18 protein-coding genes are annotated in these 22,379 nt (G+C 59.1%); 3 read left to right on the top strand and 15 right to left on the bottom strand.

What is annotated here, in order from left to right; genetic code table 11:
• Positions 1-30: 30 nt before the first annotated feature.
• From O9H32_RS06065 to O9H32_RS06105, 9 genes are all read right to left on the bottom strand, one after another.
• Positions 31-786: a tRNA threonylcarbamoyladenosine dehydratase gene (locus O9H32_RS06065; RefSeq protein WP_269864991.1), complete on the bottom strand. Its 756-nt coding sequence runs from the start codon at positions 784-786 to the stop codon at positions 31-33.
• 27 nt (positions 787-813) lie between these two features.
• A complete protein-coding gene (gene aspS, locus O9H32_RS06070; RefSeq protein ID WP_269864992.1) occupies positions 814-2,598 on the bottom strand; it encodes an aspartate--tRNA ligase in 1,785 nt (594 codons plus the stop codon).
• Positions 2,599-2,638: 40 nt separating this feature from the next.
• Positions 2,639-3,907 carry a histidine--tRNA ligase gene (gene hisS / locus O9H32_RS06075; RefSeq protein WP_269864993.1) on the bottom strand — a complete coding sequence of 423 codons (1,269 nt, stop codon included), beginning with the start codon at positions 3,905-3,907 and terminating at the stop codon, positions 2,639-2,641.
• 485 nt (positions 3,908-4,392) lie between these two features.
• Positions 4,393-6,351 carry an FAD-dependent oxidoreductase gene (locus tag O9H32_RS06080; protein WP_269864994.1) on the bottom strand — a complete coding sequence of 653 codons (1,959 nt, stop codon included), beginning with the start codon at positions 6,349-6,351 and terminating at the stop codon, positions 4,393-4,395.
• A gap of 324 nt (positions 6,352-6,675) precedes the next feature.
• Positions 6,676-6,852: a hypothetical protein gene (locus O9H32_RS06085; RefSeq protein WP_269864995.1), complete on the bottom strand. Its 177-nt coding sequence runs from the start codon at positions 6,850-6,852 to the stop codon at positions 6,676-6,678.
• A gap of 87 nt (positions 6,853-6,939) precedes the next feature.
• Positions 6,940-7,386 (bottom strand): D-aminoacyl-tRNA deacylase, encoded by a 447-nt coding sequence (gene dtd / locus O9H32_RS06090; protein ID WP_269864996.1) that lies wholly within the window; start codon positions 7,384-7,386, stop codon positions 6,940-6,942.
• 69 nt (positions 7,387-7,455) lie between these two features.
• Positions 7,456-9,648, bottom strand: coding sequence for a RelA/SpoT family protein (locus O9H32_RS06095; protein ID WP_269865390.1), 2,193 nt, complete (start codon positions 9,646-9,648; stop codon positions 7,456-7,458).
• A gap of 177 nt (positions 9,649-9,825) precedes the next feature.
• A complete protein-coding gene (locus tag O9H32_RS06100; RefSeq protein ID WP_269864997.1) occupies positions 9,826-10,896 on the bottom strand; it encodes a CotH kinase family protein in 1,071 nt (356 codons plus the stop codon).
• A gap of 177 nt (positions 10,897-11,073) precedes the next feature.
• On the bottom strand, positions 11,074-11,586 hold the full coding sequence (locus O9H32_RS06105; RefSeq protein WP_269864998.1) for a c2 calcium-dependent domain-containing protein 4C-like protein: 513 nt from the start codon (positions 11,584-11,586) through the stop codon (positions 11,074-11,076).
• Positions 11,587-11,942: 356 nt separating this feature from the next.
• Here O9H32_RS06105 and O9H32_RS06110 point away from each other — a divergent pair, with 356 nt between their 5' ends.
• Together O9H32_RS06110 and O9H32_RS06115 are read left to right on the top strand one after the other, a co-directional pair.
• Positions 11,943-12,695, top strand: a complete 753-nt coding sequence (locus O9H32_RS06110; RefSeq protein WP_269864999.1) for a hypothetical protein — start codon at positions 11,943-11,945, stop codon at positions 12,693-12,695.
• A gap of 136 nt (positions 12,696-12,831) precedes the next feature.
• A complete protein-coding gene (locus O9H32_RS06115) occupies positions 12,832-13,497 on the top strand; it encodes a DUF2642 domain-containing protein (protein WP_269865000.1) in 666 nt (221 codons plus the stop codon).
• 90 nt (positions 13,498-13,587) lie between these two features.
• Here O9H32_RS06115 and O9H32_RS06120 read toward each other — a convergent pair whose 3' ends face one another.
• From O9H32_RS06120 to O9H32_RS06145, 6 genes are all read right to left on the bottom strand, one after another.
• Positions 13,588-14,100, bottom strand: a complete 513-nt coding sequence (locus O9H32_RS06120) for an adenine phosphoribosyltransferase (RefSeq protein ID WP_269865001.1) — start codon at positions 14,098-14,100, stop codon at positions 13,588-13,590.
• Complete coding sequence (recJ, locus tag O9H32_RS06125; RefSeq protein WP_269865002.1) at positions 14,097-16,526, bottom strand: single-stranded-DNA-specific exonuclease RecJ; 2,430 nt, start codon at positions 16,524-16,526, stop codon at positions 14,097-14,099. Before recJ ends, O9H32_RS06120 begins: the two co-directional genes overlap by 4 nt.
• Before the next feature lie 77 nt (positions 16,527-16,603).
• Positions 16,604-17,530 carry a cation diffusion facilitator family transporter gene (locus tag O9H32_RS06130; protein WP_269865003.1) on the bottom strand — a complete coding sequence of 309 codons (927 nt, stop codon included), beginning with the start codon at positions 17,528-17,530 and terminating at the stop codon, positions 16,604-16,606.
• A 126-nt stretch (positions 17,531-17,656) separates the two neighbouring features.
• Entirely contained in the window at positions 17,657-18,580 is a 924-nt protein-coding gene (gene secF / locus O9H32_RS06135) for a protein translocase subunit SecF (protein WP_269865004.1), read from the bottom strand.
• Positions 18,570-19,802 (bottom strand): protein translocase subunit SecD, encoded by a 1,233-nt coding sequence (gene secD / locus O9H32_RS06140; RefSeq protein WP_269865005.1) that lies wholly within the window; start codon positions 19,800-19,802, stop codon positions 18,570-18,572. The genes secF and secD overlap by 11 nt, the downstream gene beginning before the upstream one ends.
• Before the next feature lie 123 nt (positions 19,803-19,925).
• Positions 19,926-20,132: a post-transcriptional regulator gene (locus tag O9H32_RS06145; protein WP_269865391.1), complete on the bottom strand. Its 207-nt coding sequence runs from the start codon at positions 20,130-20,132 to the stop codon at positions 19,926-19,928.
• A 677-nt stretch (positions 20,133-20,809) separates the two neighbouring features.
• On the opposite strand from O9H32_RS06145, the gene spoVB reads away from it, so the two are divergent.
• Positions 20,810-22,375, top strand: a complete 1,566-nt coding sequence (spoVB, locus tag O9H32_RS06150) for a stage V sporulation protein B (RefSeq protein ID WP_269865006.1) — start codon at positions 20,810-20,812, stop codon at positions 22,373-22,375.
• Positions 22,376-22,379 lie beyond the last annotated feature (4 nt).

Below are 22,379 nucleotides of genomic sequence, written 5' to 3' on the forward strand. Positions count from 1 at the left end.
GCCTCAACCGGCCGGGTCCCCGCGTACGCACTATGACTTGATGCCCGCCTTCGCGAGCAGGTCGCGGACCGCGACACTGACCATGATGAGGCCGGCCACCGGCGGCACGAAAGCATTGCTTGCCGGAGGCTGCTGGGCCTTGCGGATCTCCGGCGCGTTCTCCGGTACGATCTTCTGCGTGACATCCTCGCGGGGCTTCATAGGCACTTCCGTGGAGAAGACGACCTTGACGCCCTTCTTGATGCCTTCCTTGCGCAGCTTCAGACGGATCACCCGGGCCAGCGGATCTACCGACGTCTTGGAGATGTCGGCGACCTGGAACTTCGTCGGGTCCATCTTGTTGGCGGCCCCCATGCTCGAGATCAACTTGATCTTCCGGCGCAGGCACTGCTTGATGAGGTGGATCTTGTACGAAATCGTATCGGAAGCGTCCAGCACATAATCGAGCGGATACTTGAACAGTTCCTCGTACGTCTCCTCCGTGTAGAACATCCGGAGGGCGATGACCTCACACTCCGGATTGATCTGCAGGATGCGCTCTCTCATCAGATCGACCTTCGGCTGGCCGACGGTGGTTGTCAGCGCATGGATCTGGCGGTTGACGTTCGTGATGTCGACGACGTCCTTATCGATCAGGATCAGGCGACCCACACCGGTACGGGCCAGCGCCTCGGCGGCGATCGAACCGACGCCGCCGATCCCGAGCACCGCGACCGTGCTGTTCTTCATGACTTGAAGCCCTTCCGGCCCGATGGCGAGTTCCGTGCGGGAGAACTGGTTCAGCATGGCGGAACACACTCCTTGTCGTATCGGTTATTTCGGCGAAGGCTGCTTCACGGCCGTACGGATCGACAGCTGCTCGAGCTGCTTGTCGTCTACCGTGCTTGGCGCATCCATGAGAAGGTCCGTCGCACTCGCCGTCTTAGGGAAGGCGATCGTCTCACGCAGGTTGGTGCGGCCGGAGATCAGCATCACCAGACGGTCGAAGCCGTAGGCCATCCCGCCGTGCGGCGGCGTGCCGTATTCGAAGGCATCGAGGAGGTAGCCGAACTGCTCCTTCGCTTCTTCAGGCGAGAAGCCCAGAGCGCTGAACATCTTCTCCTGCACGTCGCGCTGGTAGATCCGCATGGAGCCGCCGCCGACTTCGTAGCCGTTGAGCACGAGGTCGTACGCCTGCGCCCGGATTTGGCCCGGGTCTGTGTCGAAGAAGTGCAGGTCTTCATCCTTCGGACGCGTGAACGGATGGTGCTCCGCCACATAGCGCTTCGCTTCTTCGTCGTAGCCGAGGAGCGGGAAGTCGACGACCCATGCGAACTTGAACACACTGTCGTCGATAAGGCCCAGCTGGCGGCCGATCTTCAGACGCAGGTTGCCCAGCACATCGGCAACGACCTTCTTCGTGTCCGCGGAGAAGAGGAGCAGGTCGCCTTCTTCAGCTTCGAGGTGCGACTTCAGGGCTTCGAGCTCTTCCGGCGTGAAGAACTTCACGATCGGGCCTTTCAGCTCGCCTTCCTTGTAGGTCATCCACGCCAGGCCTTTGGCCCCGTAGCGGGCCGCATAGACGCCGAGGTCGTCAATCTCCTTGCGGCTCCACGTGCCGCAGCCCTTGGCGTTGAGCGCCTTGACTTGGCCGCCCTTCGATACGACGCTGGCGAACACCTGCACGCCAGAGCTCTTCACAATGTCCGATACATCCTTCAGCTCGAGGCCGAAGCGCAGGTCCGGCTTGTCGGAGCCGTACTTGCCCATGGCGTCGGCGTAGGAGATACGCTGGAACGGAGTAGGGATCTCGACGTTCGCCGTCTCGCGGAACAAGCGGACCACGAGCTTCTCCATCAAGTCGAGGAGCTGGTCCTGGGACAGGAACGACGTCTCGATGTCCACCTGCGTGAACTCCGGCTGACGGTCGGCGCGAAGGTCCTCGTCGCGGAAGCAGCGGGCGATCTGGTAGTAACGCTCGAGGCCGGCCACCATCAGCAGCTGCTTATAGATCTGCGGCGACTGCGGCAGCGCGAAGAATTCGCCCGGATGCACGCGGCTTGGCACGAGGTAGTCGCGCGCGCCTTCCGGCGAGCTCTTCGTCAGGATCGGCGTCTCGACGTCGATGAAGCCGTTCTCGTCGAGGTAGTCGCGGAACACCTTCGCTGCCTTCGAACGGAGCACCAGCGTGCGCTGCATCTCCGGACGGCGCAGGTCGAGGTAGCGGTACTTCAGGCGGAGCGACTCGTCAATCTCGATACCGTCTTCGATGAAGAACGGCGGGTTCTTCGCCTGGTTCAGGATCTCGATCTCAGTGATCTGCACTTCGATCTCGCCGGTCGGCAGGTTCGCGTTCACCGTCTCCGCGTCGCGCTCGACGACTTTACCGCGTACGGCAAGAACGAACTCGTTGCGGGCACGGTCTGCTGTCGCCAGCGCTTCGCCCGAGAATGCCGGATTGAAGACGATCTGGACCAGGCCGCTGCGGTCACGCAGGTCGATGAAGAGGACGCCGCCAAGGTCGCGCCGGCGCTGCACCCATCCGTTCAGGGTTACGGTCTCTCCGACGTTCGCTTTCGTCAGGGAGCCGCAATGATGCGTTTTGAGCATAGTAGTCATGGCTTGTTCTACCTCCAAGTGTTATTCGGTATGGGGAAATCTATACATTCCGGATCCGGTCCGCCAAGGTCTGCACGAAGCCGGATAGCGGTAACGTCTCTTGCTCGCCGGTCAGCATGCTCTTCACGCTGATCTCGCCTTTGGCCAGTTCGTCGTCGCCAAGGATAGCGACATAGGCGGCCTGCTGACGGTCCGCCGATTTCATCTGAGCCTTCATCTTACGGCTTAGGTAGTCCTTCTCGCCGCTGAGGCCGGCGGCCCGAACCTGCTGCAGGAGCCGTACGCATTCCTTGTCGGCGGCTTCGCCGAGGCCGATCAGATAGACGTCCAGCGGCTTCGCCGCCGGGATCTCAACACCCTGTGCGGCCAGCACAAGCAGGATGCGCTCCATCCCGAGGCCCAGGCCCACGCCCGGCTTGTCGTTGTTCCCGCCGGCGATCTGGCCGACGAGTCCGTTGTAGCGTCCGCCGCCGCCGATCGTGTCGATAGCGCCGATCCCGCCCGCTTTGTACTCGAATGCGGTGTGCGTGTAGTAATCCAGGCCGCGGACGAGTCTTGGGTTGAGGCGGAACGGAATGTCCATCGCCGTCAGGTAGTCCTGCACCGCCTGGAAGTGCGACCGGCATTCCTCGTCGAGGTGCTCGGTGATCGTCGGTGCGCCTTCGCAGAATTTCTGGTCGATCTTGCAATCGAGAATCCGCATCGGATTACGGTCGTAACGGGACTGGCAGTCCTTGCAGAGCTGGTCCTTCACGGGGGCGAAGAACTGCTGGATGTGCTCGCGGTAAGAGGCGCGCACGGACGGCGTGCCGACCGAGTTGACCTCCACCACAACATCCTTCAGACCCAGCTCCTTGTAGAAGGTGTAGCCGAGCGCGATCACTTCCGCATCGATCCCCGGGTCGACGGCGCCGAACGCCTCGATGCCGAACTGGTGGAACTGGCGGTATCGGCCCGCTTGGGGCTGTTCGTACCGGAACATCGGCCCGATGTAATACAGCTTCGTGACATCCGGTTCGCCGTACAGCTTATTCTCCACATAGGAGCGCACGACGCCCGCCGTGCCTTCGGGACGGAGCGACATGCTCCGGTCGCCCTTATCGATGAAGGTATACATTTCCTTCTCGACAATATCCGTCGTCTCGCCGACGCCGCGTTGGAACAGCTCTGTGCTCTCGAAGACCGGCGTGCGGATCTCCTTGTAATTGAATCTCAGGCACAGCTCGCGCGCCTTGTTCTCAATATACTGCCACTTCTCGATTTCACCGGGCAGCAGGTCCTGCGTGCCCTTTGGTTTCTGAATGCTCATCGTAAGCTCTGACTCCTTTCCTTCTGCTCACCTGTTTCTGCTTCTAAAAAACAAAAAACTCCCGCCCCTGAACTTGTTCAGGGACGAGAGATTGAGCTTGCAGCTAGTCTCCCGCGGTACCACCCACGATTCGAAAGAGCCCGGACACCGCCTTCGCGGCACGCCTGCTTCTCTTTCACACTTCATGCGGATAACGCCCGCCTGCGCGTGCGGCTACTGTCCGGTACCGGTAAATGGCCTTGGGCCATACGGATACGGCGGAGTTCCCCGACCGTCCTCCGGGAGGTCTTTCGTGCGATTCGCGCAAGGAAGCTTACAGCCTCGGCTTCCCTCTCTGGTATACGCAAGATTCGTACTACTCTTTCCCATCGATGGATCGACATGTTTTGGCAATGGTTAACACTCATTGTAATGATCTCTCTGCCGGAAGTCAAGCGTCCCGAACACCGAAATCGGGAACTTGGGCTCCCAACCAGGAATACGGCTTAGGATTCCGCTTTGACCGCGTTATATACGTCCCGGATCAGGAGGAATGTGTCTCCGTTGGTCAGCTCCGCCTTATTGCCGATCGCCTCGATCGTCTTCGGCTGAAGCAGCCCCTTGCCGGTCAGCACCGATACCGCGTTCTCCGGCCCGGCTTCCGCTTTCACAAGCAGCGCGATCATGTGGGCGGCGGTATCCAGCGTCAGCGGAAGCGACTTTGGATCGGAGCCCTTCGCAAGAGCTCCGGCAGGACTGCCGGCCAGAACAGCCGGTTTGAACTTGCGCATCCCTTCGAGCTGGTTCACGAACCGCTGCTGGTTGCTCTTCGCATCCAGCCCGAAGTCATTGTTGTAGCCTCCGGTAGCCAGACCGAGCGTAACCGCCACCTTCAAGCCCTCGTAGGCCTTGTGCTCCATGAACGGCTCCGGCTTCAGCGTATACGACTCCAGGACCATCCCCTGCTTCTTCAGCGTATCATGAAGCGCGGCGATGCTTTCCTTGGATGCCGCCATCTGGCGGAACGTCATCCCGTTCTCCGCTGCGATCTTGGCGGCTGCGCCGGCCGCTTCCGCCGCCGCCATGCCGACCGGAATCACGCGGGCCGTCCCGTGCGGCAGCGAGTCATACGAGGCTGCGCGCCCGACGACCAGCAGCCCGTCCACCTTCAGCGGCACGAGGCTGCGGAACGGAACCGCGTACTGCTTCGGTCCGGTAACGACCGCCCCCGTGTCCGCCGGCGACATCCGCTGGATGTCTACCGGGTAGGAACCGAATCCGACGCGGTCCCACTGGTCACGGTTCTCCAGTACATCTACGATGCTCAGGCGGTACTCGCCCTGGATATGCCGCGTCTCGCGCACATACAGCTCCGGCGCCGTGGCATCCAGTTCAATGCCGGATAGCTCCGGGTACGTCTTTCTCATATGCTCGACCACGTGCGGCAGCTCCGCCTTGGCCAGCTCGAACGCCTCTGCCTTCGACTTCGGATCCGTCCCGTCCACGTCGAAGATCTGCAGCGCATTGATTAGGATCGTATTGTCGTTCTGGCGGCCGATGTTGAGCCCGCGCATGCGGATGCGTTCTTTGTTCACGGCCGGGTAATCCTTCATATCTTTATATCCCCAGATGCTCATCTCGTTGGAACCCGTACCGGCGTCGTTATCGTCCTCCGCCCGCTGGCGCATCTTCGCCCATACGTCCGGCGTGACGTTCTTCAGCCGGAAGACGAGGGTGACGGCCATCCGCGACTTTTTGTCCCCGAGGTCCTCGCGCCCTGTCGTGTAAGGTACGCCCGCGGCCGCCGCGATATCCGCATCCTGCGTCGCATCGATCACCGATTTCGCTGCCACCGTCATCTCGCTGCCGTCCGCCAGCGTCAGCTTCATCCCTTTGACCACGGACGCGGTATCCCGCTTCTCCGTGACCGGTTCCATCGACTTCACCTGAAGCAGCACATCGATATTCTTCTCTGCCGCGACCATCCGGTTGAAGGCATTGGCCGCCGTCACGACATCGAAGGAATCCCCTTCGATCTGGCTGTACCAGGCGGAGAAGAGCCCTTTGTTCAGGAGCACCTTCTGGTGCAGCACGCCTTCTCCCGGCCCGTAGTTCATATCGAGCGAGTTCAACCATCCGAGCGTCATCAGGCCGCCGAGAATCTCCCGGTTATGCCCGTCCACGAGCAGTGTACGCTGCCCGTTCTTCGCCGCCGATACCGCCGCCGCTACGCCTTCGGGATCGGTTCCCGCCACGATGACATCATAGCTTTCCTGCGGCTTCTGTACCGTCTTCACCTTCTCGAGCTTCTGTGCCGCTCCCGGCTTGACACCAAGGCTGCGCTTCGCACTCTTGGCATAGCTGTGCAGTCCGTAAGCCCCTGCTGCAATCAGGAGCAGCACAATAGCCAGCAGCATATAGCCTTTGGAGCTTCCGCCCCCGGCCCCTTTCTTGTTCGACGCCATAACACACCTCTGCTTCAATAAGTATAAATGATAAAGTACATTCCCCGGATTCGCCGGAGTACGGCTGCCTTGCGCCGGAGTGAATTATGATCATCCCGCCTGCTTCCCGGGCTCGTTCACCGCTTGGTTCTTCCGCCAACCTGATTGTCTATATGCGCTCTCCCGTTAGTTAACCGGATCCCGAGCGTTCTCCTAGCCGGTCCCTTCTCCCTGAGCCCCCCTTCTGTTCCACGGCACCGTCAACCAGTGTAGCATATTTCCATATCGCAGGTAAAACAAACAGACCGCTTCCCGGGCCTCGTGCCGGGAACGGTCTGCCGCAGCTTACCGGTATGGTTTGCGGGGGGTCCGCTTGAGCTGCTCGCTGCCTGAAGTATAGACGCTAAGCAGTGTGCTGTCCGCCCCCTCCGCCGACAGCAGGGCCATCGCTTCGGCCGGGCTGCCGTGTCCCAGCAGCTGATCCGGCTGGGCGGCGAGGACTTCCTTCGTGGAACGGTACATGGCGTGACGGCTCCTTTGGGAGTTAGACTGAGAGATGATCATGCTCTCTCCCATTGTTCCCCAGAATCCGTCCATCCAATCCTGCGGTCAAGCCGGGGGGCTCTCCAGTATCAGTGTGACCGGTCCGTCGTTGACCAGCGACACGTCCATCATCGCCCCGAACTTGCCCGTCTCTACCGTAAGCCCAAGCTCCCGGAGCAGCGCATTGAAGCGCTCGTACAGTGGCTCCGCCAGCTCGGGCTTGGCCGCGCCCATAAAGTTCGGACGTCTGCCTTTGCGGCAGTCGCCATACAGCGTGAACTGGGAAACCGAGAGAATCTGCCCTCCGGTTTCGAGCACCGAATGGTTCATTTTGCCGTCCCCGTCTTCGAAGATGCGCAGGCCCGCAATCTTATCCGCCAAGTACTTCGCATCCGCTTCGGTATCCTCAGGGGCTATACCGACCAGCAGCACCAGTCCTTGTGCGATCCTGCCTACCGTTTCGCCCTCTACGGTCACTTGCGCCGCTTTGCTGCGCTGGAGTACCACTTTCATCGCATTCTGCCCCGCTTCTGATTCAAGTCTGGTCTTCTTCCTCCGTTCGGAGCCTCGTTCAAGCAGACCTTACGCCTGCATGATGCGCTGCACCGAATACACATCCTTCACCCGCTTGATCTTCTCCACCACGGAGTGCAGATGATCGATGTTGCGGATGAGAATTGTCATATGGATGGTGACCATCTTGTTCTTGTCCGACCGTCCCGAGACCGCCGAGATGATCGTCTTGCATTCCGAGACCACCTGCAGCACTTCATTCAGAAGGCCGCGCCGGTCGTGGCCCGTAATCTCGATCTCGACGTTATAGTTCGCCTCCACATCATCGACCCACTCCACTTCGATGACGCGGTTGCCTTCATCGCTGCATTCGGGCGACGGGATGTTCGTACAGTCCAGCCGGTGCACCGACACGCCGCGTCCCCGGGTAATGTAGCCGATAATCGTATCGCCTGGGACCGGATTGCAGCAGCGGGCGAACCGGATGAGCAGATTGTCCACTCCCTTGACCCGGACGCCCCCGGTAGGACGGCCCCGGCGCTCTTTGTCCGGCGACTTCATCTCCTTGACTTCAGAGGTCAGCTGCATGGCCTGGGCCTGGGCTTCCTCCGCTTCCCTGCGGAGCTTCTCCGTCAGGCGCGTGACGATCTGGGCCGCGGTAATGCCGCCGAACCCGACCGCCGACAGCATATCTTCCACCTCTTGGAAGTTGAACTTGCGCGCAACCTCCATCAGTTCGTCTTCCTTCATGAGCGGAGACACTTCGTAGCCGAGACGCTTCAGTTCGCGCTCGATGAGCTCCTTGCCCTTGAGGACATTCTCCTCGCGGCGTTCCTTCTTGAACCACTGGCGGATCTTCGTGCGGGCGTGGGACGATTGCGCAATCTTCACCCAGTCCTGACTCGGACCGTACGAATGCTTCGACGTCAGGATCTCGACGATATCGCCCGTCTTCAGCCGGTGGTCCAGCGGTACGATGCGTCCATTCACCTTGGCTCCGATCGTGCGGTTGCCGACCTCGGTATGGATGCGGTAGGCAAAGTCCAGCGGCACGGAACCGACCGGAAGCTCAATGACTTCCCCCTTGGGCGTAAAGACGAACACGAGATCGGAGAAAAAGTCCATCTTGAGCGATTCCACGAACTCCTGCGCATCCTCCGCCTCGTTCTGCAGCTCGATGATCTCGCGGATAAAATGCATCTTGTCCTCGTAGCTGCCCGCCGGCACATTCGTGCCATCCTTATAAGCCCAGTGTGCCGCCACCCCGTACTCGCTTGTCCGGTGCATTTCGAAGGTGCGGATCTGCACTTCGAGCGGCTCGCCCTTCGGGCCGATCACCGTCGTATGAAGCGACTGGTACATGTTCGGCTTCGGCATCGCGATATAGTCCTTGAAGCGCCCCGGCATCGGCTTCCACAACGTGTGAATGATGCCCAATGTAGCGTAGCAGTCCTTGATATTGTCCACGATAATCCGCAGCGCAAGCAGGTCGTAGATTTCGTTGAACTGCTTGCTGCGTACGGTCATCTTCTTATAGATGCTGTAAATATGCTTCGGCCGGCCGGAGATGTCGCCTTCGATGCCCATCTCGTGCAGCTTTTCCTTCACGCCGAGGATCACATCGTTGATATACTGCTCCCGCTCCGTCCGTTTCTTCTGCATGAGATTCACGATCCGGTAATACTGCTGCGGGTTCAGATAACGCAGCGCAATATCTTCCATCTCCCACTTGATGGCCGAGATACCAAGCCGGTGAGCAATCGGGCAGAAAATTTCCAGCGTCTCGTCGGCAATCCGTCGCTGCGCTTCTTCCGACTGGTGCTTGAGGGTGCGCATGTTGTGCAGCCGGTCCGCGAGCTTGATGAGGATGACGCGGATGTCCTGGGCCATGGCCACGAACATTTTGCGGTAGTTCTCGTTCTGGTGTTCTTCCTTGCTCTTGAACTTGATCTTCTCGAGCTTCGTCAGTCCGTCCACGATCATCGCACAAGTCGCACCGAATTTCTCATGCACGGTCTCCAGGGATACGGTCGTATCCTCCACCACATCATGGAGCAGCGCAGCAATAATCGAGATGGTATCCATCTGCATGTTCACGAGAATCTCCGCTACCGCCAGCGGATGCAATATGTAAGGCTCCCCGGACTTGCGGACCTGCCCGAAGTGGGCTTGATCGGCAAATTCGTAAGCTTCCCGGATTCGTTTGAGATCTTGTTCCTTCACATAACTGGATGCCTTCTCAAGAAGCTGCTCTATCCCCATCCGTTCATCCATTCCCTTAAATCGATTTTAATCCATTATGCCCCCGATGGGGGCTCTGCGTCAAGAATATGCGGGAAGAACCGACATTTTGCGCGGCCGGTGCGGAGGTCCCGAACCTTGGTCTTTCCTGCCCGGAGAGAGCAGCCCACGAGGGTCCGTGCGCTGCTGCGCTGCCCCCTACAGCTCCCGGAGCCCCTCGGCAATGAGCCTGCGCCGCTCTTCAATATAGTGGCGGATAAATTCAGGCTCTCCTTCGAACGTCGAGAAGGTCCACTTGCGTTCCGTGTCGCGGTATACGTAAGGACGAATCGATTCATGCATGCTTTTCACCACAGGGAGAATCCGCTGCTCCGTAAAAGAGGTGCGAAGCAGCCGCTGAAGCAGCGCCTTGTACTGCCTCCGCACGCTTCCATATTGCATAAGCCGCCCGGTCAGCCGGTTGTATCCCTTTATTCTCACAAGGTCGCTGCCGCAGGCTTTGCCGTAGCAGTTGCGCCCCCATGTTCCTTCGTAATCCCAAGGGATAATCCGGTACTTGCCGGTCGGCTTATGCCGGTAGACGGCGTAATTCTGGTCGAAGCCGTCGTAATTCCCCGTAAGGACCGCTCCCGCCAGCCATCTCAGGTAATTGTCGATATCGAGTCTCCGGGTCAAATAGCCGTGCAGCTCCTTGGAAGCGGACGCCCCCTTGCCGTTCAGCCTGCGGACGAACAGCACCAGTCTCCGACGGTCGGCCCCGGTGCCTATCATCTGCTGGTACCCATCGAACAGGGAAGTCTTGCGCCGGGAAGAACCCGCAGCCGTAAGGCCGAAATTCGCATGATCGTTCACCGCGTAGAACAGCGATTCCACTGCGATTCCCCGTTTACGGAAGAAGGGCTTCTCCACCCCCTCGAGCTCGAGATACACCCCCAGGCTTCGGCCATTAAGCAGGAGCTGCACATGCCTGGTCTTCGGACTCGGGACCCCGATCCATTCAAAAAACTGAAACGACAACGCGTTGCGGATCAGCGAAGGATCGTCGAATTCGGCATTATAATGGTAAGTCTTCCCTCCGCACACCACTTCATATGATCGTTTGGAATAGCTCCTCGTGTGTCCTCCGCGGTAACGTACCTTAGCATTCGCGCGCCCCCGACTCCCCGCCAGCTGGCAGCTGACGAATTTGTCGCTCCATACATCCTTCTCCAGCCGCTTCATCTGTTCCTCTCCCACCATCAGGTGCCTGACCGGCAGTTCCGCAGCCATCCCTCTTCCGCCTTTCCCGTCCGATTCCGCGAAGCGCATACGTCCCGCCTGCGGCGACCGATACAAGCAAAAAGCCTATCCCTAAGGATAGGCTTTTTGTTACTTTACGTTATGCCGGGAAGACGCCGGAGGCAACGGCAGCTGTCCTGCAGGTCGTTTCGCCCTCCGGCATACATTTTAACGACGGCCGCTGCGGTTCCCCTGCGTACGGTTGCCGCCCGTCCGGTTCCCCTGCGTACAGTTGCCGCCCGTCCGGTTCCCCTGCGTACGGTTGCCGCCCGTCCGGTTCCCCTTCGTACAGTTGCCGCCCGTCCGGTTCCCCTGCGTACGGTTGCCGCCCGTCCGGTTCCCCTGCGTACGGTTGCCGCCCGTCCGGTTCCCCTGCGTACGGTTGCCGCCCGTCCGGTTCCCTTTCGTACGGTTGCCGTCCGTCCGGTTCCCTTTCGTACAGTTGCCGCCCGTCCGGTTCCCTTTCGTACAGTTGCCGCCCGTCCGGTTCCCCTGCGTACGGTTGCCGCCCGTCCGGTTCCCTTTCGTACGGTTGCCGTCCGTCCGGTTCCCCTGTGTACGGTTGCCGCCCGTCCGGTTCCCCTGCGTGCGGTTGCCTTGGCCGCTTTCATTGCTGCCTCCACCGCAAGGATAGCAATCTCCTTGTACGTCCGCGTTCAATCCCTGTTCCTGTTTCGGCATCTCTCAAACTACCTCCTTTTAATAGAGCTAATTCAAGATATGTAGAATGCTCCCGCTCCGTGAGGGACAACCGTCAACCCTCGGCTCAAATTCCGCGTATGCCCTGACGTCCTATCAACTAAACGATTGTCCCCCAGACAAGATAGGAGTGGAATTTGGAAGAAAACTAGATTCCAGACTATACCGGTTCCAGCGTTATACATATACATATATTACGAATCGACCCCATCGACAAATGCACGGAAGCCGGTCGGCGCCCCTGCGGCAGGGTAACCGGTAAAAGCCAGCTCTTTGCTTCCGAAGCTTGTTCGATAGGAGGTTCGCAGCGAATCTATTTTGTGAGAGGGGAATGCACCATGTCTCAGAACAGCCCGTTAGGCGCACTGATCGGATCGGAGATCAGAATCAACCGCGGCGGCCCCGATGCCATCGCCGGCAAGCTCATTGCCATCCAACATGGATATCTCGTCCTCCAGACAAAGGACAGCCTTGTGTATGTCAATGCAGCCCACATCAAGAGCATCACCGATGCCCTTGGCAACAAGAGCACCAACCTGAGCGGAACGACGCCGACTTATATTATGGCCGGTTCCTTCACCGGTGTCCTGCAGCAGCTCCGTCATCAATTCGTACAGATCAACCGCGGCGGTCCCGAAAAAGTCGAAGGCGTCATTTCGGAAGTAACGGGGGAGTATGTGCTGCTGATTGTGAACAGAGAACTCGTCCGGATTCCTATCTTTCATATTAAAAGCGTATCGGTCGGCTACAAGAACGCCAACCGCAGCGGCAATCGCAGCGGGCAAAACCAGAACCAAAACCAAAACCAAAACCAAAATCAAGGTCAAGGCGGCAATCGCAGCGGGCAACAGAACGCGAACCGCAGCGGGCAGCGTAACAACAGCTCCGGCGGACAGCAGAATGCGAACCGCAGCGGACAACGCAACAACAGCTCCGGCGGACAGCGGAATGCGAACCGCAGCGGGCAGCAAAATGCAGGCCGCCGCAACCGCAGCGGACAGCAAAATGCGGGTGCCAACACCCGCAGCAAACAAAACAGCAAGTCCGTTAAAACCCCGGTCTACAGCCTCAAACGCACTTCACGCCGCTAACCCTTCTTCTCAGGGGCCGATTCTCGAATATTGTTATCTTTCGTAATTCATACACCCCCATGGAGAAGCACAGGAACTACTTCCATCCATGGGGCTTTTTTTTACTTGACTCCGGCAACCGGAAGGAGGTGTTACCATGTTAACGATGCGCTCCTATCTGAACCGGCCCGTCGAACTGCTCGTATCCGGCAAAAAAGAACCCGTCCGCGGAATTCTTGTCGATACCGGCGCCGACATCCTTGTCGTTCACGACGGCAGCCGCTTCCTCTATGTCCCCGCCCTTCACCTGCAGGAATTTTCACTTTCCACGGCCATCCCCGGATCGGATCTGTCCCCAGCCGCCTTTGTCTGGGAATCCTCGCCCGATCTTTCTTACCGCAAGGTCCTGATGCATTCCAAAGGGATCTTCAGTGAGATGTACATTACCGGTCAACAGTCGATTCATGGATATGTCACCTCGCTCATGACCGACTTTTTCGCTTTTCAGTCTCCCGTCTACCATACGGTGCTGGTAGCCATGCGCCACCTCAAGACGCTGATTCCGTACGGACCGAACATCACGCCTTATTCGATGAACCCGGCTGCGTTCCCCGTCTCTCCGAGCACCATGCCCCTATCGAGGACGATGGACCAGCAGCTCAAAAAACTCGAAGGCGAATTCGTTGTACTGAATCTTGGCGAGAAGCCGAACCATATCGGTCTGCTGAAATCGGTGGAACCTCCTATTGTCGAACTGATTACCTCGGGCGGCGCGTCGGTGTTCATGCATATCGACCATGTGAAAACCTTACACAAACCGTAATTCCCCTCGGGATTCCCCGGTATCCCCACTTAAAACGAAAGCAGGGCAGCCCCCGAAAGGGCTGCCCTGCTGTGTAGTAGCCTGCCGATCTTAGTACTGCACGAGAGAGATCACGTCGATGTCTCCCAGTTTCTCACGTCCGTTCAGGTCCTGCAGTTCAATGAGGAACGCTGCACCCACCACTTCGCCGCCCAGCTGTTTCACCAGGTTAATGGATGTGGCGATCGTTCCGCCTGTGGCGAGAAGATCGTCCGCGATAAGCACCTTCTGGCCCGGCTTGATGGCATCATCATGCATGGCCAGCTTGTCCTTGCCATACTCCAGCGCATAGTCCGCTTCTATCGTGTTGCCCGGCAGCTTGCCGCTCTTGCGGATCGGCACGAAGCCGATGCCAAGGGCCACAGCCAGCGGAGCGCCGATGACGAAGCCTCTCGCTTCCGGACCCGCGATGAGATCGATGTCCTGGCCCTGCAGGCGCGAGGCCAGTTCGCGGATGACTTCACTGTATACTTTGCCGTCGCCCAGCAGGGTCGTAATGTCTTTGAATGAGATGCCCGGCTGCGGGAAGTCTTCGATCACGCGGATATATTCTTTGAAATTCATAGGATTCCCTCCATCATTATGGTTGTGTGGTGAGCTGTGGACGACAGGATGCCCAGCAGCTCTCTTGCTGTAGTATATAGCAGTCGTTCTTCTACTTCCGAACGGTCCATCCTGCTGCGGTACAGCAGCGAGGCCGTCAGATCCTTCTTCTCCCGTACGGGAAGGAGCCGGCAATTCTCTCCCTGTACTTCCACGAATCCGAGTTCAGTGAAGACATCCAGTATAAACCGGACAATCTCCGGAGCCAGGCGCGTCCTTGCCGTCAGGCTTGGAATCGTGCCGCTTCCTTCCCCCGAGCCCGCCAGTGCCCCATAGACCAGCTTGAACTGGCTGCGGTCCGGCAGCTGGGATGCATTCTTGTCTTCCGCGCCTCCCCACGCCGCGTAATACCGCTCTGCAGCCCCGGCCTGTACGGCAACAGCATGCAGCTGCTCCAACCGTTCGGGAAGGTGATAGAGTACGATATCCCTCGCTTCATGAAGCGGAAGACTGCCGGCGAGACCGCCGGCGGGATGCAGATGCCCCTCCAGATCGCAGTACCAGAGGGCGCAGCCTTGTGCTGCCTCCCGGAGTTCGGCGGATATCCACGAACGGAACACCACGACGGCCGGCGGCAGGTGGTCATGACCCTGCGGACGGCGCTGAAGCCTCTCGCACAGGTCGGCCACCTTGCGCCCCGGCTTCGGGGTTCCCCGCCAATCGAACAGCTGAGGGTCCGTCACCTGCAGATCCTGCATCAGAATCTGGGGACGGCGCACCCCGTTCCACTCGTTAACCGAGAGCTCCCCGAGCAGATCGATCCGGGCATTCGGCGTAATCCAATCGCTCAGCGTCCCTTTGTTGAAAGCCACGGCTTCCAGAGCGGACGCCGTCTCCCCCGCTCCCTTCAGAGAGAGCTTCAGGTGCTGCTGTTCCTTGCCCATCGTCCGCAGATCGCTGAGCTTCACCCCGCGGAAGACAAAACGAGGGGAGGGATTGCCGGTGCCGAACGGACCGAGCTTCTCCAAATCCAGAATGCTCTCGAGCGTGATCTCGCTGAAGTCGCACTCGGCATCCGCTTGAAGCAGCGGCAGGAAATCCTGCGGTTGCAGCCATTCCCCGGCCAGCTGGTCCAGCCTGCGCGCGAATTCGCCAAGCTGTCCGCTGTCCAGCGTCATGCCGGCGGCCATATAGTGGCCGCCGTAATGATCCATGAGATCCTCACAGTGCGTCAGCGCTTTGTGCATATCGAAGCCGGCGATCGACCTGGCGGAACCTTTGGCCATCCCGCTCTCCCGGTCAATGCCCAGGATCACCGTCGGACGGTAGTAACGGTCGACAATCTTCGATGCGACGATCCCGATCACGCCGACGTTCCAATCTTCCTGAGCCAGAACAATGGCCCGGGGCAGTATCCCGCTCTCCTGCCGCTGCCGTTCGACCTGGGCGAAGGCTTCCTTCGCCATCTCGTCTACGATGCGCTGCCGCTCTTTGTTGAGCAGATCGAGCTCCCCGGCCAGACGCTCGGCTTCCCGGTCATCCTCTGTCGTTAGGAGCTTGACTGCCGTATCCGCGCTGAGCAGCCTGCCGCTGGCATTGATCCGGGGGCCCAGGGCGAACCCGATGTGCGTCGAGGTGACCTCGCGCAGCGGAATACCGGCGACCGCCAGAAGCGCCTTGATGCCGCTGTTCGAGGTGGTGCGCATCTGCTGCAGCCCCATCTTCACGATCATCCGGTTCTCTTCCGTCAGCGGCATAAGGTCGGCCACCGTACCGATCGCGGCATAAGGCAGGAGCTCCTCCGGCCAGCGGCCAAGGAGGGCCTGCGCAAGCTTCAGGGCTACGCCGACACCGGCCAAGTGCTTATATGGATAAGGACAGCCCGGCTTCTTCGGGTTGATCAGCGCGAAGGCTTCCGGCAGCACTTCCGGCGGCTCGTGATGATCCGTGACGATCACGTCGATCCCGAGCGACGCGGCATGCGCAATCTCCTCTACGGCGCTAATCCCCGTATCCACCGTAATGATCAGGCCTATGCCCTGCTTATGGGCCTCATTCATCGCTCCTATATTCAGTCCGTAGCCTTCGGTTACCCTGTGGGGAATATAATAATCGAACGTGCAGTCCAGCTGGCGCAGCAGATAGACCATCAGCGTTGTGGAGCTGACCCCGTCGGCGTCGTAGTCCCCATAGATCCGGATACGCTCTCCGCTCTCCAGGGCCTGGCGAATCCGGCGGACCGCCCGTTCCATTCCATCCAAAAGATACGGATCATGGATGTGATCCGTTCCCCCGTCCAAAAATTCGGCAGCATGCGTGGTGTCTGTCATTCCCCGAACCACCAGAAGACGCGAAAGCAGCGGTGAGAGACCGAGCTGCTGCGAGAGGGTCTTCACCGCTGGTTCATCCGCTTCCCCGATGTTCCATCTTGCCTTGGCTTGTAGCATGCTTGCCTTTCCTCCTCTCCCGCCGGACAGCGCCGCCGGGCATTCCTTATACAGCTTAGGTGCAATAAGACGCTTGCTTAATGAAGAAGCGTGGGAATCTCATCCTGTTCCCGGCCCGCGCTCTTGTACGGGTAGCCCGGATCATAAGGATTCACCTGTGTATGGACATCCGTCACATGGCTGAACCGCTTCATCAGCGTTTGTTTGACGATCCGGGCAATCTCGCTGCCCTCCTGGATCGTAATCCGGGGGTTCACGCTGATCTGGACGTCAACCGTAACATAATGGCCTTGTTCCTTTGCCTGAAGGGCATCCACTGCGATGACCCCTTTGACCCGCTGCACCGTCTCCAGCAGATCTGCCGCATCCTCCTGCTCCAGTACCTTCGCGGTACGGCCTGAGAGCGAATCGACGACAGCTAAGTATCCCATACGGAGCACGAAAAAAGCAATCACGATTCCCGCTGCGGGGTCGAGATACGCCGCATATTTATTTCCCAGGTAATCCCCGAGCTGCGCCCCTGCGATTCCTGTGAATGCGGCTATGGCGGTGTACCGTCCGGAGCGACGCTCCCGCATCCCCGCTGCCCGCGGCAAGTTGGTCCCCGGGCCGCTTGCGGTCCGCAGTCCGTATTGATATAAGGATTCACTGGCGAATACCGATACGATAAGAACAATGAGTGCATAAGGCCCGGGCGCCTCTACCTCCCCCGAGTATATCGTCCTTAGCGAAGACACACCGATCTCGATCCCCATCACAAGCAGAAGAACGGAAAGAACAACGCCCGATACGGTCCGGATCCGTTCCTGCCGTCCTCCAGCCTGCGAACCCAACAACGCTGCAAGCGAGCAAAGCGCGCCTGCAGCCGAATGGAGCCCGTCCGCAATCAATGCTTTACTTCCTGCCGCCATACCGGCCGCCGCCTTCAACACCGCCAAAGCAAGCGTGCTTACGATGGCGATGCGCACCGGAGCCTCAGCCTGCCTGTCACGTTCATCGGTCATGGGGTCACTCCTCCATGAAATTCAGGATCCATCTCGCTTCCGATTCATTGATAAAGGCCGCCGAAACTGCCGTTTCGAGCGGCCGATACTATGCTGGCTGCAGCGGAGTGGTGCCGATTCGTCGAATCAGCCGTTCTGTGCTGCGGCCTTGGGTTTGGATGCTAGGGATTTGCTCTTGAGCAGAAGCCAGAGCGGGCTCGCAATAATGATCGAAGAATACATCCCCGCCACGAGCCCCATAATCATGGCCAGCGAGAAAAGGCGAATCGCCTCGCTCCCCATGACGCAAAGGAGGACCGCTGCAATCAAGACGGTAAGCACGGTATTGATCGAACGGGTCATCGTCTGCCAGATGCTCTGGTTGACGACCAGGGACAGATCCTCGTACGTCTTCACTTTGGCGAACCGCATATTCTCGCGGATCCGGTCGAAGATAACGATCGTATCGTTGATGGAATATCCGACAATCGTCAGGATCGCCGCCACGAACGGAAGATTGACCTCGAGCCGGAAGATCGAGAACAAGCTGACAACGATGAACGCATCATGCAGCAGGGCCACAACCGCCGCCACGGCGAAGCGCCATTCGAAACGGATCGACACGTAGATGATAATCCCAAGGCTGGCGGCAAGTACCGCATAGATCGCCTTCACAGCCATTTCGTTGGCGAGCTCCGTATCGACGGTATTCTCTTCTTTGGACACGCCTTCACCGAAGGCGGCCTTGAAGCCCGCTTCCACCTTGCTTACTTCCTCGGCATTCAGGACATGGTCAAAGCGCATCGTTACCCGGTCGCCGGCATCGCCGCCGATGATCGGATTGCCGGCCGGCTCGAAGCCGGCTGTCTTCGTAATTTCCAATGCCTGTTCCTGGGTTACCGCCTTGCCCCCTGTGGATATATCCAGCGTTGTTCCCGCTTTGAAATCCACGCCCCGGTTCAGGCCGAACACCGCCAGGGTCAGAATTCCCAGCAGCGTAATAACGATGGAGAACACGTAGAACTTCCGGCGGTGCTTCATGAAGTCGAACTTGCTGGCATCATAGCGCATGAATCTCGGACTCCTTTACTCCAAAATACTCCGGCTTCTTAACCAAGTTGCTTCGAACCAGGAGGTGCAGCAGCCATCTGGAGAAAAAGACGTTCGTCAGAATGCTGACGAAAATCGTAAGAATCAGCGTCAGCGCAAAACCCTGAATAGCTCCCGTTCCAAGGAAATACAGGACCGCTGCAGCGATGACCGTTGTCAGCTGCGCGTCTACGATCGTCCGGAACGAGTTCTTCGAACCGGCCTTCAGCGCGGAGAACAGGCTCTTGCCGCTGCGCAGCTCGTCCTTGATCCGCTCATACGTGATGATGTTGGAGTCGACTGCCATCCCCACGCCAAGCACGAAGGCCGCAATCCCCGGAAGGGTCAAGGTCGCTTTCATTAAGTACATAACGCCCAGCATCGCCCAGATGAAGGTCACGATGGAGATCGAAGCCATGAGACCCGGCACACGGTAAATGATCAGCATGAACAAGATTATAAGAACCGAAGCGATCGCGCTCGCCTGCACCGTCTGGTGAAGGGATTGAAGTCCGAGCGATGCGCCCACGGACTGCGTATACTTCTCGGTGAGCTTGAGTGGAAGCGCGCCCAGATTAATCGTATCCGCAATCTGCTTCGCCTCTTCATATGTATAGCTGCCCGAGATCGTCGCCTTGCCGTCGGTCAGCACGTTTCGAACGACCGGTGCCGACAATTCCTTCTCGTCCAGGTAGATCGCCAGCGGCTTGTCGAGGAGCTTCTCCGTCACTTTGCGGAATTTCTCGGCGTCCTTCACCTCGATGTTGATCTGTGGACGGTTGGACTGATCGTAGCCGATCTTGGCGGCGCCCACCGCGAAATCGCTTCCCACCATCTCTTTGGTGCCGTCCGGACCGCGGAACGTCAGCTCGGCCGGTTTCTTGAGGATTTCCCTTACCTGAGCCTCGTTGGCTACGCCGGCTACCCGGACGCGAATGCGGTCCTTGCCTTCGGTCGTAACTTCCGGCTCGGCCACCTTCTGCGCGTTCGCCCGCGACTCAATGCTTCGTGCCGTCTCCAGCAGTGACGCTTGGGTCACCGGCTGTCCCGCTTCCAGCGGCTCGGCTACATACAGGATTTCAAATCCGCCCCGCAGGTCGAGTCCGAGTTTGATGCCGCCAAGCAGCGCAGGGCTTGTCAGCCCGATCGACGCGAATACGATCAGGACGATGCCGAGTAAGGCGGCCAATCTTTTGATGTCCATGATAAATCTCCCTCCACACTCAATATTCCCATTATACCTACCTGCCAAAAACGAGTCAATTTGGAATCCCTTAGGCAGGATAGGTGCGAATATCTTAGCTTAACCACAAAAAAAGAAGCCCATTCAACGGAAATGGGCACCTTTGAACGCGCTCATCGTCAGCCAATTCATAAAATTCGTTACCCGCAGAGATAAGATGTCGTTGACGATCCGGTGCAGCGGCGGTACCCCGTTCTTGCGGTACTTGTCGCTGACGCAGTCCCAGATATCTTCCGGCGTGACGTGCTCGTAGCCCAGCATATGGTATTCCTCGGCTTTGCTCCGGCACATCTCCTCGATAACAAGGCTGAGTTCGTCGTCATCCAGCCCTTCCTGCTCCGCTTCTCCCGCGAAGGCTTCCGCCCGCTCGATCAACGGGATCGACGGATCTTCCTCGTATACCGAGGGGGCGTCCGCATCCGCCGGCTCCGTTACTGCTTCTGACAGAGGAAGCGACGGCTCCTCCACTTCCTCAGGTTCGGCACTTCCTGCGGACGGCGCCTCTTCCACTTCCCCTTCGGTCAGTGCGGCGGCGGATTCGGCCTCCGCAAAGTATCTTTCCATATAAGGAACACCGCCGCCGGCGTCTCCGTTCCCGGCGGCCGCCTGGCTCCCTTCCCCTCCGGCAGCGGCAGGATCCTCGTCCGGCTCCCCTTCGCGTAGCTCTGTTCCTTCCGGTTCGTCCCTATCCGATTCCGTTCCGTTGCTGCGGTCTTGTTTCCAATCGTCTTTCTCCATCCGGTAATCCCTCCCGCGTACGCAGCTCGCTAGTTATCCTAATTCGATGTCTGGCGCGTTTTTCCTGCATGTGCACCCGTGCCCCTCCTCAAAATTATAGCATGCGGCCGGACAGGTTCCGCATATTCATGAGATAAGGATCTACGGCTTGGCCGCCCTTCCGGACCGGCTCAAGGACGACCGCCCAGCACAGCATCACATTCCCTTGGAGGGAGAAAGAGGTTATTCCCTTGACCAAACAATCGTTCATCAAAGGAACGCTCATCCTGCTGGCTGCCGGCATCATCAACCGCATACTCGGCTTTATTCCCCGTATGACCTTGCCCCGGGTCATCGGGGCGGAGGGAATCGGGCTGTACCAGATGGGCTGGCCCTTCCTCGTCGTCATCCTCACGCTGGTCACCGGCGGCATTCCGGTTGCCGTAGCCAAGCTGGTGGCTGCGGCGGAGGCGGAAGGCAACGAAGCGCGCATCCGCAGCATCTTCCGCATCTCGCTGGCCTTATCCGCGGCCCTCGGCCTCTTCTTCGGAGCAGCCATCCTCTATGCGGCCCCGTGGATTACCCGCCATGTGTTCACGGATCCCCGGGTCTATTACACGTTCTTATGCATGACCCCGATCGTTCCGATCGTGGCCGTCTCCTCCGTATTCCGCGGGTATTTCCAGGGTCGTCACAACATGATTCCTACAGCCCTGTCACAGGTGATCGAGACGATGATCCGGATCGTGACCGTACTGCTCTTCGCTTATTGGATGATTCCGTACGGCATCGAATACGCGGCAGCGGGCGCGATGGTCGGGGTCACCGTCGGCGAGATCGGCGCCATGCTGGTATTGGCCGGGATCTATCTCCACGGGCGCCGCAGCCAGCCGGGCAAACCGCGCGCCCGCATCGGCAGCAACCATGCGCCGAACCGATGGACCAACCTGAAGAATCTGCTCAAGCTGGCCCTCCCCATCACCGGCAGCAAGCTGGTAGGTTCGGGCTCCTACCTGCTCGAGTCGATCCTTATTGTGCACTCGCTTGCGGCGGCCGGCATTGCCACCGGGGTTGCCACGGCACAGTACGGCGCCCTCCAGGGCATGGTCATTCCCGTCCTGCTCCTGCCAAGCGCCTTGACATTCTCTCTGGCCATCTCGCTGGTTCCCTCGTTATCCGAGGCTGCGGCACGCGGGGATATGAAGACGATCCACATGCGCCTTCATCAATCGCTGAAGCTGGCTCTGGTAACCGGAGCTCCCTTCGCCGTATTAATGTATGTGCTGGCCGAACCGATCTGCCTCTATATGTACAATCAGCCGGGGGTGGGCGCTATGCTCCGGATGATGGCCCCGGCGGCTCTCTTCATTTATTTACAGGCTCCGCTGCAGTCCGCCCTCCAGGCGCTCGAAAGACCCGGAAGCGCCTTGCTCAATACGCTCATCGGGTCTACGGTCAAACTGGCCCTGATCTGTCTGCTCGCCTCCCGGCCGGAGTTCGGCATTCTTGGAGCCGTCGTGGCGATCACCGTGAATATTATGCTCGTGACCGTCCTGCACTGGAACAGCATGGTCCGGCTGCTGCAGTTCCGCATGCATTCCTCCGAATTCCTCAAGGTAGGGGTCAGCATGGCGGCAGCCGGGCTCTCGAGCTATTCGGTCATGTCCTCCGGCTGGCTGCCGGACGGCTTCGGCAAATTCGCATCCGCCTGCTTCACCGGCCTCGCCATCTACCTGGTTGCGGCGGTCGTGCTGCGCCTGATCGAGCGCGACGACGTATGGCGTATCGTCATGCTCGGCAAAAAGCTCGTGAAGTAATGGC

The sequence above is a fragment of the Paenibacillus caseinilyticus genome, from assembly GCF_027533645.1.
Lineage (GTDB): Bacteria > Bacillota > Bacilli > Paenibacillales > NBRC-103111 > Paenibacillus_G > Paenibacillus_G caseinilyticus.